The sequence below is a fragment of the Verticiella sediminum genome (assembly GCF_007558815.1).
GTDB classification, from domain to species: domain Bacteria; phylum Pseudomonadota; class Gammaproteobacteria; order Burkholderiales; family Burkholderiaceae_B; genus Verticiella; species Verticiella sediminum.
This window is the reverse complement of record NZ_VLTJ01000044.1, coordinates 49,231-62,608: the sequence shown is the minus strand read 5'-3', so window position 1 is coordinate 62,608 and position 13,378 is coordinate 49,231. Positions and strand designations below refer to the sequence as shown.

The window sequence follows — 13,378 nt, the reverse complement described above, 5'->3', positions numbered from 1 at the left end:
GACTTTCCTCTCGGTGGCGAGAAAAACAAAAAAGCCCGCTCGGCGTACCGACGGGCTTTTCTGCTGGCCATCCCGCAAAAGCGAGATGATTTTTTAACTGGTTGCGGGGACAGGATTTGAACCTGTGACCTTCGGGTTATGAGCCCGACGAGCTTCCAGACTGCTCCACCCCGCGTCTGAAGAATTGAATTATAGAGAGGTTTTTTTGATGACGCAAGCGCTGTCGCGAGATTTTTTATCGCCCAGCCGCCGCAAGGGGTCAAAGCGCCCCTGGCGGGGGCGTCGTCCCATGGCGGCAGGCGCGTGGGCCTGCCTTGGGAACGATCAGGGCAGGGCGGCCAGCAGTGCGGCGGTCTCGCGGTCCGGCTCGCCGGCGATGTCCTGCGGCCGGTAGCGCATCTGGAACGCGGCGACGACGTTGCGCGTAGGCTCGTCGAGCATGCCGTGGCGCGGCACTTCGTAGCCCACGCGTGCGAGCTGCTCCTGGAACCACGCCACGTCCGGCACGCCGTCGCGCTCGAAGCGCACGCGGTGGGCCCGCAGCGCGGCGTTGTCGGGCCAGGCGATGAGCCCGTGCGCGGCGAATTCCTGCCACGGAAAGAGCGGCCCGGGGTCCTGCTTGCGCTGCGGCGCGATGTCGCTGTGCCCGACGACGTTGCGCGGATCGATCTGGTGGCGCTGCACGATGTCCGCCGCCAGCGCGAGCGCCGCGTCGATCTGCCGCGGCGAATAGGGATGCCACAGGCGCGAGCCGTCGGGCTGCGTGGTGTAGCCCGGATTGACGATCTCGATGCCGATCGAACTCGCGTTCAGCCAGGTGCGGCCGCGCCATTGGCTGTGGCCGGCATGCCATGCCGAACGGTCCTCGTCCACCAGCCGGAAGATGCGCGGCGGGTCGTCGTCGGTGATGAGGTAGTGTGCACTGACTTCCTCGCGGCTCAAGAGGTGCAGCGAGCGCGGTGTGTCGGCCGCCGTGTAGTGCAGCACCAGGAACTGCGCCCGGCTGCTTTGGCCGGTCGCGGTGAGGCTGTCGTCCATGATGTAGCCGCCCGGCCCTCGGGTGGCGCAGGCAGCGAGCAGGGCGAACGAGCAGTAGAGGGCGATGCGGCCGGACAGTCGAAGCAGGGCGGGCATGATGGCTGGAGTCAATAGGCGGCGACGGGCGGCGCCGAAGGCGCGGCGGGCAGCTCGACGGCAACGCGCGTGCCCGGGGTGGGGGCGTCGTGGCGCAGCGGGTTGTCCGACAGGCTTACCGTGCCGCGATGGCGCTGCGCGATCTCCCTGACGATCGCCAGGCCCAGGCCGCTGCCTTCGGCGGTATGGCCGAGCACGCGATAGAAGCGGTCGAATACGCGTTCGCGCTCGTCTGCGGGAATGCCGGGCCCCGAGTCGTCCACTTCGAGGATGCAGCAGTCGCCGCGGCGATACGCGCGCACGGTCACGCTGCCGCCCGCCGGGGTGTAGCGCAACGCGTTGTCCACCAGGTTCAGGATCAGTTCGTCCAGGAGCAGGGCATTGCCTACCACCCAGGCCGGTTCGTCCTGGTCGTCCTCCTCCCAGCCCAGGTCCACGCCCGCGGCGATGGCCTGCGGCACGCGCGCCAGGGTCTGCTCGCGGGCGAGTTCGGCGAGGTCGACCGGGGCGTCGGCGAGCTCGGGCACGGGGCCGCCTTCGGCCCGGGCGAGGGCGAGCAACTGGTTGACCAGCCGGGTGGCGCGTTCGGAGCCTTCGACGAGGCGGGTGAGGCTGGCATGCAGCTCGACCGGGTTGTCGGTGCGCTGGGCCAGTTCGGACTGCGTGCGGATGCCCGCCAGCGGCGTCTTCAACTGGTGGGCGGCGTCGGCGACGAAGCGGCGCTGCGCCTCGACGTTGGCGGCCAGACGCACCAGGAGGTCGTTCATGCCGTGCACGAGCGGCAGGATCTCCTGCGGCACCTGGCGGGTGGCGATGGGCGAAAGGTCGTCGGGCTTGCGCTGGCGCAGGCGTGCCTGCAGTTCGTTGAGCGGTGCGATGCCGCGTGCAAGGCCCAGCCACACCATGAGCACGGCGAGCGGCAGGATGACCAACTGGGGCGCCACGACGCTGCGCACGATCAGGTTGGCGAGTTGGGCGCGCTTCTCCAGCGTTTCCGCCACCTGGACCAGCACGGGCGGCGCGTTGCCCAGCCGCAGATCGACCCAGGTGAAGGCCACGCGCACCGGAAAGCCACGCACGACGGCGTCGCGATACTGGATCACGCCCGGCAGCGGACGGTCCATGAAGGCGGGCAGCGGCAGGTCCGGATCACCGGCGAGCGGTGGATCGCTGCCGAGCTGGACCAGGTAGAACATGGTGTCGGTTTCGTCGCCGCGCAGTACCGCCTCGGCCGCGGCGCTCGCGGCGACGGCGGGTGCGCCGTCCACGATGCGCACCTGCTGGGTGAGCAGCAGCAGCGTGCTGGCCAGTGCGCGGTCATAGGGCGCGTCCGCCGCATCCGCGGCGCCGAAGTAGGTGAGCGAGATCGCGAGCGGCCAGAGCAGCAGCAGCGGCATCAGCATCCAGAACAGGATGTGGCCGAAGAGGGAGCGCCGGCCCAGCCGGGGCGCGGCATGCTCGCCGGCGGCCTCCGGTTGGCGGCGCCATCGCAACAGGCGTCGCCAGCCGCGCGCCGCCGGCGTCATGACTGGGCTTCGGTCGCGCTGCCGGGCGGCGGGGCGAGGCAATAGCCCAGGCCGCGCACGGTCATGATGCGCACACCGCCCGGCTCGAGCTTCTTGCGCAGCCGGTGGATGTAGACTTCGATGGCGTTGGTGCTGACTTCCTCGCCCCACTCGCACAGGTGATCGACCAGTTGGTTCTTGCTGACCATGCGCCCGTTGCGCGCGAGCAGCACCTCGAGCAGGCTGATCTCGCGCGCGGAGAGGTCGAGCATCTGGTTGTCGATCGACACGACCCGGCCGACCTGATCGAAGGCGAGGCGGCCGTGGCGCAGCACCGCCGCGCCGCCCCCGGCCCCGCGGCGCGTGAGCGCGCGCACCCGGGCCTCGAGTTCGGAGAGCGAGAACGGCTTGGCCATGTAGTCGTCGGCGCCGAGATCCAGGCCCTGCACGCGTTGCTCGACGCTGTCGGCGGCGGTGAGGATGAGCACGGGCATGCGCGAGTCGCGTGCGCGCAGGCGGCGCAGCACTTCCTGCCCGCTCAGGCCGGGCAGGCCGAGATCGAGGATGAGGAGATCGAACTGCTGTGCGCCCAGGGCCGCGTCGGCCGCCAAGCCGTCGTGTACGGCGTCGACGGCGTAGCCGCCCTGGCGCAGGGAGCGCGACAGGCCGTCGGCGAGGATGCTGTCGTCTTCGACGATGAGGATACGCATGGCGGGCATTTTAGCGATTTCGCCGCGGCACCGGGCGCCTGCGGCGAACAACGGCCGCATGGCCGGGCGTGGCGGGTCGCACTATGGCAAAGCTTGCGACACTGTATCTATATCCAGTACAATCGGATGCCATAATCGCCTCACCGGCCTTGCGGGGTTCGCCGGGCCCTCATCTTCAAGGAATCAGTTTCCGCATGGAAGACACCAAAAACGCCAAGTCCCAGTCCGACAAGGCGCGTGCGCTGGCCGCCGCCCTGTCCCAGATCGAAAAGCAGTTCGGCAAGGGCTCGGTGATGCGCTATGGCGACAACGAGGTCGAGCACGACATCCAGGTCGTGTCCACGGGCTCGCTCGGCCTGGACATCGCCCTGGGAGTGGGCGGCCTGCCGCGTGGCCGCGTCGTCGAGATCTACGGCCCGGAATCCTCCGGCAAGACCACGCTCACGCTGCAGGCCATCGCCGAGATGCAGAAGATCGGCGGCACCTGCGCCTTCATCGACGCCGAACACGCGCTCGACGTGCAGTATGCCCAGCGCCTGGGCATCAATCTGGGCGATCTCCTCATTTCGCAGCCCGACACCGGCGAGCAGGCGCTGGAAATCGCCGATGCCCTGGTGCGTTCGGGTTCGGTCGATCTCATCGTCATCGACTCGGTCGCGGCCCTGGTGCCCAAGGCCGAAATCGAAGGCGAGATGGGCGATTCGCTGCCCGGCCTGCAGGCGCGCCTCATGAGCCAGGCCCTGCGCAAGCTCACCGCCACCATCAAGCGCACCAACTGCATGGTGATCTTCATCAACCAGATCCGGATGAAGATCGGCGTCATGTTCGGCAATCCCGAAACCACCACCGGCGGCAACGCGCTCAAGTTCTACGCCTCCGTGCGCCTGGACATCCGCCGCACGGGTTCGATCAAGAAGGGCGACGAGGTCATCGGCAACGAGACCCGCGTCAAGGTCGTCAAGAACAAGGTGGCGCCGCCGTTCAAGCAGGCCGAGTTCGACATCATGTACGGCATGGGCATCTCGCGCGAGGGCGAAATCATCGACCTCGGCGTGCAGGCTGGCGTGGTCGACAAGGCGGGCGCCTGGTACAGCTATAGCGGCGAACGCATCGGGCAGGGCAAGGACAACGTTCGCGAGTTTCTCAAGGCCCGGCCGGAGCTCGCTTTCGAGATCGAGAACCGGGTGCGCGAGTCCCTGGGTGTCGTCGCGCGTACCGGCGCGCCGGCGGCGGCCGCTGGCGGCGATGACGACGAAGCCTGATCGCACGGAGCCAGGGTGCGGGCCGGCAACCGGCCCGCACCCTGGCAGCTCTCCCCCTGGCTCCGTCTCTTCTGACGTTACTCGCGCGGACGAGCTTCCCCCCGAGCTGGAGGGCTTGCCGGCCGCTGCGTTCGAGCCGCTGACGGATAGGGGGGCGGGCGCCCCTTCTTCTCCTTCCTCTTCCTCCCCTTCCCCTTGGCCCGGTCTGCCGGCGACCCAACCGCGGTCGCCGGAAGCGGCGGCGCCTGGCGACGATGCCCCAGGGCGCCGCGAGGCAGTCCGCCGGCGCGGCTGGGGCCAGTCGGGCCGAGCGGCCAGCGCCCGCGCCGGCGGCGACGAAGCGCCGCATCCCGCTCGCGGCGCCGGCCGTAGCCTCAAGATGCGCGCCGTCGACTACCTCTCTCGTCGCGAGCACAGCCGCTTCGAGCTTTCCCGCAAACTGGCCCGCCATGCCGAAGAGCCTGGCGAGGTCGAGTCCGTGCTCGACGAGCTTGCCGCGCAAGGGTTGTTGTCCGAGGCGCGTTTTGCCGAAAGCCTGGTCAATCGCAAAGCGGGGCGGCTGGGTACTTCACGCATTGTCCAGGAGCTGCGCCAGCATGGCGTGAAGGCAGAGTCCGTCGCCCAGGTGCGCGCCGAATTGGCGGCCACCGAGCTGGCCCGTGCGCACGAGGTCTGGCGCAAGCGGTTCGGACGCCCGGCCGACGACCCCGCCGGGCGCGCCAAGCAGATGCGCTTTCTCGCGGCGCGCGGTTTTGGTCACGACGTCATTCGTCGCGTGGTCGCCGGCGCCGACGATCTGCTCGATGGCGATTGACGCTCGAGGCGCCTAGCCCCGAGTCTGCGGCCATGAAGCGGTCGAGTCACGGGCGGGTGCGCAGGCATAGAAAAAGAAAAAGCAGGGCGAGGGCGGCCAGCCTCCCGCCGACGAAAGCGAAGGTGGGGAGGGCGACCGTCCAGCGCAATGCGAGCAGCGGATGCCAGGCGATGGCGGAGAAAGATCAGAGCGGAAGATCGCCGGTGCCGCGGCCCAGCCACTTTTGCGACAGGGCTTCGAGGGTGCCGTCTTCCTTGGCCTCGAGGATGATGGCGTTCAGCCGCTCGCGCAGGGCGTGCTCGCCCTTGCGTACGCCGATGAAATTGGGCGAGTCCTTCAGGGGCAGCTTGTACTCGGCGTTCAGCTTGGGATGCTTGGTGATGACAGTGTCGGCCACCGACGCGGCGGTCACGAGCAACTGGGTCTGCCCGGAGGCGAAGGCCTGCATCGTGGACGCGTCGTCCTCGAAGCGATGGATGCGCAGCGTCTTGGGGGCGATCTGCGTGATGAGGTCGTCCTGGATGGTGCCGCGGGTGACGGCCGCCGTCTTGCCGGCCAGGTCCTCGACCGTCTCGATGCTCAGGCTCTTGGGGCCGTACACCGCCTGGAAGAACGGCGCATAGGACGAGCCGAAGTCGATCACCTGCTCGCGCTCGGGGTTCTTGCCCAGGGTGGAGATGATGACGTCGATCTTGCCCGTCTGCAGATAGGGGATGCGGTTGGGGTTGGTCACGGTGACCAGTCGAGGCTGCACGCCCAGTTTCCCGGCGACATGGTTCGCCAGATCGATTTCCAACCCGCTCGGCTTGAAGTCCGGCCCCACGAAGGCGTAAGGCGGGAAGTCGCCGGCGATGCCGATGGCGATGCTGCCCTTGGCCTTCACGCGCTCCAGCGAGTCATCGGCATGGGCCGCGCCCAGCGGCAGGGCGAAAGCGCAAGCGGTGGCAACGGCGGCGGCGAACTTGGCGGTGAGGAAGGCGATTCGGGATGTCATGGTTTGCACGTGTTCAGAAGAGGGTTGAAGACTCAGCCTGCCGTTCTCCTTGTGCAAGGCCTATGCCAGTTTTGCCGCCAAGTTGGCATCCAATGTGCTTGGTAGTGGAATAAGGGTTCCAAACATAGATAGAATTGGAATTAATATTCCAGTCGGCGATGTGCTGAAATCCGACGCCGGAAGGCTTGAACGGTCTTGCGGCGCCGCATCGAAACGGTGCGGATTGCAGGCGTTGCGCACTTTCCCGGTGCGCGGGCGATCCAGCATGAGACGATGCCGCAGACCTTGTCGGCGAATGAAACCAGGGCAATGTATGAACATGGATGATGCAACTCCGCTGCAACAGCGCATCCCCGCGCATTGGGACGGCCTGTCCGCGTCGGAACGCAAGCTCGCGCATCTGCTGATGCAGCCGGGCTTCTCGCTGACGGGTTTTCAGGCGGCCGAACTGGCGGCGCTGGCCGAGGTCTCGCGCGCGTGCACGGCGCGGTTCTTCCAGAAAATCGGCTACGAGGGCTTTCACCAGGCCAGGCGGCTCGAACGCGATCTCTCGGGCAATTCGCCGCTGGAGCGCACGCCGGCGGCCGGAAAGCCGCCCGCCAAAGGCCGGCGCCGTGCCGCAGACGCGCCGCGCGGCGCGCAAGCCTGGCAGGAGCACACCCGCGCCCAGAAGGAGCAGCTCGATGACCTGCACGGCGCGGTTGGCGCCACGCAGATCGACGCCGCCGTCGGCCTGCTGTTCAAGGCGCCCCGCGTGTACGTGCTCGGCCTGCGCGCGAGCCACGTACTGGCCACCTACGCCCAGGCGTTGTGGCTGCAATTGCGGCATGACGTCCATTTGCTGGGTGATGCCGCGGCGCGTCCGAGCGAGCTGCTCAGCCAGGTGCGCCCGGGCGATCTGCTCGTGGCTTTCGATTTTCGCCGCCGCTCGAGCCAGTTGCTGCCGCTGATGCGTGCGGCCGCGCGCCGCGAGGCCCGGCAGTTGTTGGTGAGCGACACGGCGATCTCCGACGCGGTCAAGCTCGCCGATGCCTCGCTGTGCTGCCCCAACCCCCGGCATTACCTCTTCGACTCGCACATCGCGGCGTTCTCTCTCATCCACTTCGTGTCGACGCAGATCGCCGCGCGCTATCCGCAGCAGGTGCGTCGCCGTCTTGCCGACATCGAGGACTTGCACAATCAACTGGCCGACATCGAAGGGCCGCGCGGCGCGGCCTCGACACGCACCTGACCACAGGGCCAAGCGCGAGCTTCACCGTTATGGCGAGGTCTGGCGAGACCAGCCCATCCTGGCGCCGAAGGCGCTCCCGTTGTCTTGCCGTCGGGCTGCCCCCAGGCAAAAAGCCCTCTCTAGGGTAGCGGCAAGCGTGGGGCATTTCTTTTCGCAAGGAAACTCCCGCCTGCAGGCGGGAGTGACTCACACCATCTTCCTCTTGAACGAGCCTGCTCATGAACAGCGTTGCCACCCCTGTCCCGGACCCTGCGTCGACCCGCTTGCCGCGTCTGCGTGCCCGGCTACTGATGAATCCCGCTCACCACGCCAATCTGCCGTATGGGCAGGATCAGGCGCAGATCCTCAGCGCCCGGGCGCTGGCGCAGGCCAGTGCGGCGATCCGTGACTGGCCCGGCTACGCGCCGACACCGCTGCATCGTCTGCCCGCGCTGGCGCGGCGCCTGGACGTGGCCGAGGTGCTCTACAAGGACGAGGGCGGACGCTTCGGGCTCGGGAGCTTCAAGGCGCTGGGTGGCGCGTACGCCGTTGCCCGGCTGCTTTGCCGGCTCACCGGGTCGGTGCTGGGGCGTGAGGTCGGCCTGCACGAACTCGGCATGCCCGAGGTGCGGGCCGTCAGCGAAACCGTGACGGTCGCCTGCGCCACGGACGGCAACCACGGCCGCTCGGTCGCCTGGGGCGCGCGCATGTTCGGCTGCCGCTGCGTGATCTTCATTCACGCCACGGTCAGCGACGGCCGCAAGCGTGCGATCGAGGCGCTGGGTGCGCGGGTCGTGCGCACCGAAGGCAACTACGACGAGTCCGTGCGCGAGGCCGATGCCCAGGCGGCCGCGCAGGGCTGGCATGTGATTTCGGACACGTCCTATCCCGGCTACATGGACGTGCCGCGCGATGTCATGCAGGGCTATCAGGTGATGATGGACGAGGCCGGCAACCAGTGGGACGCAGCCGGCGGCAGCCCGACGCATGTCTTCATCCAGGCCGGGGTCGGCGGTTTCGCGGCGGCCGTGTGCGGCTGGTTCTGGGAGCGCGCGGGCGCCGCGTCGCGCCCGCGCTTCATCGTCGTCGAACCCGACGCCGCGGACTGCCTGTACCGGAGTGCCGCGCGCCAGGAGCTGACGGCGGTGACGGGCGGGCTGGAGACGCTGATGGCGGGCTTGGCCTGCGGCGAAGTCTCGCATCTGGCCTGGATGATCCTGCGGCAAGCGGTCGATGCCTTCGCCGTCATCGACGACGACGCGGCCATCGCGACAATGCGCCTGATGGCCTGCCCGTTGCCGGGAGATCCTTGCATCGTCGCGGGCGAATCGGCCGTGGCGGGGCTGGCCGCGGCGATGGCCATCGCCGCCGATCCGCAGCAGCGCGCGCAACTCGGCATCGACGCGCACAGCCGCTTCTTCTTCATCGGCAGCGAAGGCGACACCGATCCCGAGTTGTACACCCGCCTGGTCGGCGCAAGCGCGGACTCGCTGCGCGGCGCACGCGCCGCGCAGGCCGGTGCCTGAAGGAGGACGGCATGTTGCGCATCGACACCGCGCGCCTGGTGCAAAGTCTGATGGATCTGGGGCGCATGGGCGCCTTGCCCGGCAAGGGCGTCCACCGGCTGGCCCTGACCGACGCCGACAAGGCGGGCCGGGACTGGACGCTCGCGCAGATGCGCGAGCTGGGCATGCAGGTGCGGATCGACGGCATCGGCAATGTCGTGGCCACCTACGCCGGCCGCGAAGACCTGCCGGCCGTGATGACGGGGTCGCACATCGACACAGTGCGTACCGGCGGCCTGTATGACGGCAACCTGGGGGTGCTGGCCGGATTGGAAGTGGTGCGCACGCTCAGCGAGAACGGCGTGCGGCCGCGCCGGCCGATTGCCGTGGCCTTCTTCACCAACGAGGAGGGCGCGCGCTTTCAGCCGGACATGCTCGGCAGCCTGGTCTACGTGGGCGGGATGCCGCTGGAGACGGCCCTGGAGGCCAGGGATGCCGACGGCGCGCGCCTGGGCGACGAGCTGGCGCGGATCGGCTATGCCGGCGAGCACGCGCCGGCCGCGCCGCGTCCGGACAGCTTCTTCGAGCTGCACATCGAGCAGGGTCCCGTGCTGCACCGGCAGGGGGTGCAGATCGGCGTGGTGGAGGGTGTGCAGGGCATTTGCTGGCTGCGCCTGACTTTCGAGGGCAAGTCCAATCACGCGGGAACGACGCCGATGGCCCTGCGCCGCGACGCCGGCATGAGCGCGATGCGTACGGCAGCGTTCGCGCACGAGCTGGCCGCGCGCCTGGGTGGGCGGCAGCTCGCTACCGTCGGCAGCCTGCGCCTGCAGCCCGATCTGGTGAACGTCATCGCCGCGCAGGCCAGCATGACGGTGGATTTGCGCAACACCGACGCGGCCATGCTGGCGCGCGCGCGCACCGAGTTGCTGGCGCATGCGCAGGCCTGCGCCGAACAGCACGGTGTCGCCATGCGCGTGGAGACGCTCGCGGACTTCGACCCCGTGGCCTTCGACACGGCGCTGGTGGACGGCATCGAGCGCCATGCCCGCGCGCTCGGACTGAGCACGCTGCGTCTGCCCAGCGGCGCCGGCCACGACGCGCAGATGCTGGCCCGCATCTGCCCGAGCGCCATGATCTTCGTGCCCAGCCTGGACGGGCTCAGCCACAACGTCGACGAATACACCCCCGCCGAGGACATCGGCTATGGCGCGCAGATCCTGCTGCGCGCCATGCTGGAGCGCGCCGAGCGCTGAACCGGGTTTTCCCATGCAAGAACCGAAGTCGAAAATGAACCGATACCTGAACGTCGCCATGGGCCAGTTGGGCCCGATCCAGCGTGCCGATGACCGCGCCTCGGTGGTGCGCCGGATGTGCGAGATGATGCGCGAAGCCAAGGCCCTGGGCGCCCACGTCATCGTCTACCCCGAGCTCGCGCTGACGACCTTCTTTCCGCGCTGGTACATCGAGGACGAACACGAGCTGGACGCGTTCTACGAGACTGAGATGCCCAATGCCGAAACGCTGCCGCTGTTCGCGCTCGCCCGCGAGCTGGGCGTGGGCTTTTATCTCGGCTATGCGGAGCTCGCGATCGAGGCGGGCCGCAAGCGTCGCTTCAATACCGCGATCCTCGTGAGCGGGCAGGGCCGTATCATCGCCAAGTACCGCAAGGTGCACCTGCCGGGACACGCCGAGCACGAGCCATGGCGCCGCTTTCAGCATCTGGAGAAACGCTACTTCGAGCCCGGCCCGGGGTTCGGCGTCACGCGCGCCTTCGGCGGTGTCGTGGGCATGGCCTTGTGCAACGACCGGCGCTGGGCCGAGACCTATCGCGTACTCGGCCTGCAGGGCTGCGAGATGACCTTCATCGGCTACAACACGCCGGTGCACAACGCACCCGCGCCCGCGCACGACGATTTGTCGCTGTTCCACAACCAGCTCGCCCTGCAGGCGGGAGCCTACCAGAACGGCATGTGGGTGGTCGGGGTGGCCAAGGCCGGGGTCGAGGAGGGGGTGGACAGCATCGGTGGTAGCTGCATCGTCGCGCCCTCGGGCGAAGTGGTGTCGCGCTGCCTCACCAAGGATGACGAGGTGATGGTGGCGCGCTGCAGCCTCGACTGGTGCGCGATCTACAAGCGCACCACGTTCGACTTCGACAAGCACCGCCAGCCGCATGCGTACGGGCTCATCGTCGAGCGCAAGGGCGAGACGCTGGCCGCCGACGGTACGCCGCTCGCAGTCACGGCGCCCGGCCACTGAGCCCGAGGTTCAAGGCGCGGCGCCGCCCCCGGAAATGCGCAACCCCGCGCAACGCGAGGCTGCGCGGGGTTGCGGAACCGCCCGGACAGCGGGGCCTGACGGCCCCGCGCGGCATCACATGCCCGAATACACCGGCCCTTCGCCGCCCTGCGGCGCTACCCAGACGATGTTCTGCGTCGGGTCCTTGATGTCGCAGGTCTTGCAGTGCACGCAGTTCTGCGCGTTGATCTGCAGCTTGTCGTTGCCGTTGTCGTCCTTCACGAACTCATACACCGCCGCCGGGCAGTAGCGCGCTTCGGGGCCGCCGTACTTCGCGAGGTTCACCTGCACCGGTATGCTCGGGTCCTTGAGCGTGAGGTGGACCGGTTCATCCTCGTCATGGTTGGTGCTCGACAGGAACACGGAACTCAGGCGATCGAAGGTGAGCTTGCCGTCGGGCTTGGGGTAGTCGATGCGCGCGCACTCGGCGGCCGGTTGCAGACAGGCGTAGTCCGGCTTGGTGCGGTGGATGGTCCAGGGCATCTTGCCGCGCAAGACGAGCTGCTCGATCCCGGTCATCAGCACGGCGACGGTCTGGCCCTTCTTGAACCACTGCTTGAAGTTGCGCGCCTTGTTCAGTTCTTCGTGCAGCCAGGATTTCTCGAAGGCCTGCGGATAGGCGCTCAGCTCGTCCTGCTCGCGGCCGGCCGTCAGGGCGTCGAACGCGGCCTCGGCGGCCATCATCCCCGACTTGATCGCGGCGTGGCTGCCCTTGATGCGCGAAGCGTTCAGGAAGCCCGCTTCACAGCCGACCAGGACGCCGCCCGGGAAGGCGAGCTTGGGCAGCGACAGCAGGCCGCCGGCGGTGATGGCGCGCGCGCCGTAGCCGATGCGCTTGGCGCCCTCGAAATACTTGCGGATCTCGGGGTGGGTCTTGTAGCGCTGGAACTCCTCGAACGGCGAGAGCCACGGGTTGGCATAGTCCAGGCCCACCACCATGCCGACCGTCACGAGGTTCTCGCCGTAGTGGTACAGGAAGGAGCCGCCGTAGGTGTCGGCATCGAGCGGCCAGCCGGCGGTGTGGATCACCAGGCCGGGTTTGTGCAGGGCCGGGTCGATCTGCCAGAGTTCCTTGATGCCGATCCCGTAGCTTTGCGGGTCCTTGCCGGCGTCGAGCTTGAAGCGCTCGATGAGCTGGCGGCCGAGCTGGCCGCGCGAGCCTTCGGCGAACACGGTGTACTTGGCGTGCAGTTCCATGCCGGGCTGGTAGTTGGGACCGGGTTCGCCCTGCTTGTTCAGGCCCATGTCGCCGGTGGCCACGCCGCGCACCTTGCCGTCGTCCGTGTAGAGGATTTCGGCGGCGGCAAAGCCCGGGAACACTTCCACGCCGGCGGCCTCGGCCTGTTCGCCCAGCCATTTGACGACGTTGCCCAGGCCGACGATATAGTTGCCGACGTTATGGAAGTTCGGCGGCAGCGCCCAGTTGGGCGTGGCGCGCGCGCCGGTCTTGCTGAGAAAGAGGAACTTGTCTTCCGTCACCGGGGTGTCGAGCGGCGCGCCCTTTTCCTTCCAGTCGGGGATCAGCTCGTTCAGGCCGCGCGGGTCCATGACGGCGCCGGACAAGATGTGTGCGCCAACCTCGCCACCCTTCTCGAGGACACAGACGCTGACTTCCTGATTGCGTTCGGCTGCGAGCTGCTTGAGGCGGATGGCGGTGGCAAGCCCGGCCGGCCCGCCCCCCACCACGACGACGTCGTACTCCATTGCCTCGCGTTCGGCATGCGCCATGGGGACTCCTTGAGTTCTCTAGTGATTGCGTGCCCGACGGAGGACGCCGGGTGGATTTCCGAAAATGGCGCTCATTGTATTGCAACGGCGCAACAACTGTGCCCTGCCACGGCGCCGAACCATTCCGAAAATAGGGAATCTGTTCCGTACCGCGGAACTTCTGCGCGCAATTTCGTGTGCCGATCCAGCGGAACGCGATGATGCGCTGCGCAAGAGCG

The 13,378-nt window shown here is 68.1% G+C and carries 11 protein-coding genes and 1 tRNA gene; 6 read left to right on the top strand and 6 right to left on the bottom strand.

Annotation, left to right across the window (positions count from 1 at the left end):
• Window positions 1-98 precede the first annotated feature (98 nt).
• The 4 genes from FOZ76_RS26695 to FOZ76_RS26680 all read right to left on the bottom strand — a co-directional run bounded on the left by FOZ76_RS26695 (window position 99) and on the right by FOZ76_RS26680 (window position 3,349).
• A tRNA-Met gene (locus FOZ76_RS26695) sits at window positions 99-175 on the bottom strand.
• A gap of 149 nt (window positions 176-324) precedes the next feature.
• A complete protein-coding gene (locus tag FOZ76_RS26690; protein ID WP_143951342.1) occupies window positions 325-1,134 on the bottom strand; it encodes an N-acetylmuramoyl-L-alanine amidase in 810 nt (269 codons plus the stop codon).
• A gap of 11 nt (window positions 1,135-1,145) precedes the next feature.
• Entirely contained in the window at window positions 1,146-2,537 is a 1,392-nt protein-coding gene (locus FOZ76_RS26685; RefSeq protein ID WP_143951405.1) for a sensor histidine kinase, read from the bottom strand.
• A 119-nt stretch (window positions 2,538-2,656) separates the two neighbouring features.
• On the bottom strand, window positions 2,657-3,349 hold the full coding sequence (locus FOZ76_RS26680) for a response regulator (protein ID WP_143951404.1): 693 nt from the start codon (window positions 3,347-3,349) through the stop codon (window positions 2,657-2,659).
• Between the two features lie 194 nt (window positions 3,350-3,543).
• Between FOZ76_RS26680 and recA the strand changes: the two genes are divergently transcribed.
• On the top strand, window positions 3,544-4,611 hold the full coding sequence (gene recA / locus FOZ76_RS26675) for a recombinase RecA (protein ID WP_143951341.1): 1,068 nt from the start codon (window positions 3,544-3,546) through the stop codon (window positions 4,609-4,611).
• A complete protein-coding gene (gene recX / locus FOZ76_RS28255; protein ID WP_143951340.1) occupies window positions 4,595-5,425 on the top strand; it encodes a recombination regulator RecX in 831 nt (276 codons plus the stop codon). The genes recA and recX overlap by 17 nt, the downstream gene beginning before the upstream one ends.
• A gap of 184 nt (window positions 5,426-5,609) precedes the next feature.
• On the opposite strand, the gene FOZ76_RS26665 is transcribed toward recX, so the two are convergent.
• Window positions 5,610-6,419: a transporter substrate-binding domain-containing protein gene (locus FOZ76_RS26665; RefSeq protein ID WP_143951339.1), complete on the bottom strand. Its 810-nt coding sequence runs from the start codon at window positions 6,417-6,419 to the stop codon at window positions 5,610-5,612.
• 319 nt (window positions 6,420-6,738) lie between these two features.
• Here FOZ76_RS26665 and FOZ76_RS26660 point away from each other — a divergent pair, with 319 nt between their 5' ends.
• From FOZ76_RS26660 to FOZ76_RS26645, 4 genes are all read left to right on the top strand, one after another.
• Window positions 6,739-7,650 carry a MurR/RpiR family transcriptional regulator gene (locus FOZ76_RS26660; protein WP_170235648.1) on the top strand — a complete coding sequence of 304 codons (912 nt, stop codon included), beginning with the start codon at window positions 6,739-6,741 and terminating at the stop codon, window positions 7,648-7,650.
• 290 nt (window positions 7,651-7,940) lie between these two features.
• Window positions 7,941-9,155: a diaminopropionate ammonia-lyase gene (locus tag FOZ76_RS26655; protein WP_143951337.1), complete on the top strand. Its 1,215-nt coding sequence runs from the start codon at window positions 7,941-7,943 to the stop codon at window positions 9,153-9,155.
• 11 nt (window positions 9,156-9,166) lie between these two features.
• Window positions 9,167-10,390, top strand: a complete 1,224-nt coding sequence (locus FOZ76_RS26650) for a Zn-dependent hydrolase (protein ID WP_143951336.1) — start codon at window positions 9,167-9,169, stop codon at window positions 10,388-10,390.
• A gap of 34 nt (window positions 10,391-10,424) precedes the next feature.
• Window positions 10,425-11,393 carry an N-carbamoyl-D-amino-acid hydrolase gene (locus tag FOZ76_RS26645; RefSeq protein ID WP_143951335.1) on the top strand — a complete coding sequence of 323 codons (969 nt, stop codon included), beginning with the start codon at window positions 10,425-10,427 and terminating at the stop codon, window positions 11,391-11,393.
• 114 nt (window positions 11,394-11,507) lie between these two features.
• Here the strand turns inward: FOZ76_RS26645 and FOZ76_RS26640 are convergent, their stop codons facing one another.
• Window positions 11,508-13,136: an electron transfer flavoprotein-ubiquinone oxidoreductase gene (locus FOZ76_RS26640; RefSeq protein ID WP_143951403.1), complete on the bottom strand. Its 1,629-nt coding sequence runs from the start codon at window positions 13,134-13,136 to the stop codon at window positions 11,508-11,510.
• Window positions 13,137-13,378 lie beyond the last annotated feature (242 nt).

Excerpts from the sequence above, each read along its gene's own strand:
- FOZ76_RS26690 (WP_143951342.1), bottom strand. The coding sequence starts at position 1,134 with ATGCCCGCCCTGCTTCGACTGTCCGGCCGCATCGCCCTCTACTGCTCG.
- FOZ76_RS26655 (WP_143951337.1), top strand. The coding sequence starts at position 7,941 with ATGAATCCCGCTCACCACGCCAATCTGCCGTATGGGCAGGATCAGGCG.
- FOZ76_RS26685 (WP_143951405.1), bottom strand. The coding sequence starts at position 2,537 with ATGCTGATGCCGCTGCTGCTGCTCTGGCCGCTCGCGATCTCGCTCACC.
- recX (WP_143951340.1), top strand. The coding sequence starts at position 4,595 with ATGACGACGAAGCCTGATCGCACGGAGCCAGGGTGCGGGCCGGCAACC.
- recA (WP_143951341.1), top strand. The coding sequence starts at position 3,544 with ATGGAAGACACCAAAAACGCCAAGTCCCAGTCCGACAAGGCGCGTGCG.
- FOZ76_RS26650 (WP_143951336.1), top strand. The coding sequence starts at position 9,167 with ATGTTGCGCATCGACACCGCGCGCCTGGTGCAAAGTCTGATGGATCTG.
- FOZ76_RS26665 (WP_143951339.1), bottom strand. The coding sequence starts at position 6,419 with ATGACATCCCGAATCGCCTTCCTCACCGCCAAGTTCGCCGCCGCCGTT.
- FOZ76_RS26645 (WP_143951335.1), top strand. The coding sequence starts at position 10,425 with ATGAACCGATACCTGAACGTCGCCATGGGCCAGTTGGGCCCGATCCAG.
- FOZ76_RS26660 (WP_170235648.1), top strand. The coding sequence starts at position 6,739 with ATGGATGATGCAACTCCGCTGCAACAGCGCATCCCCGCGCATTGGGAC.
- FOZ76_RS26680 (WP_143951404.1), bottom strand. The coding sequence starts at position 3,349 with ATGCGTATCCTCATCGTCGAAGACGACAGCATCCTCGCCGACGGCCTG.
- FOZ76_RS26640 (WP_143951403.1), bottom strand. The coding sequence starts at position 13,136 with ATGGAGTACGACGTCGTCGTGGTGGGGGGCGGGCCGGCCGGGCTTGCC.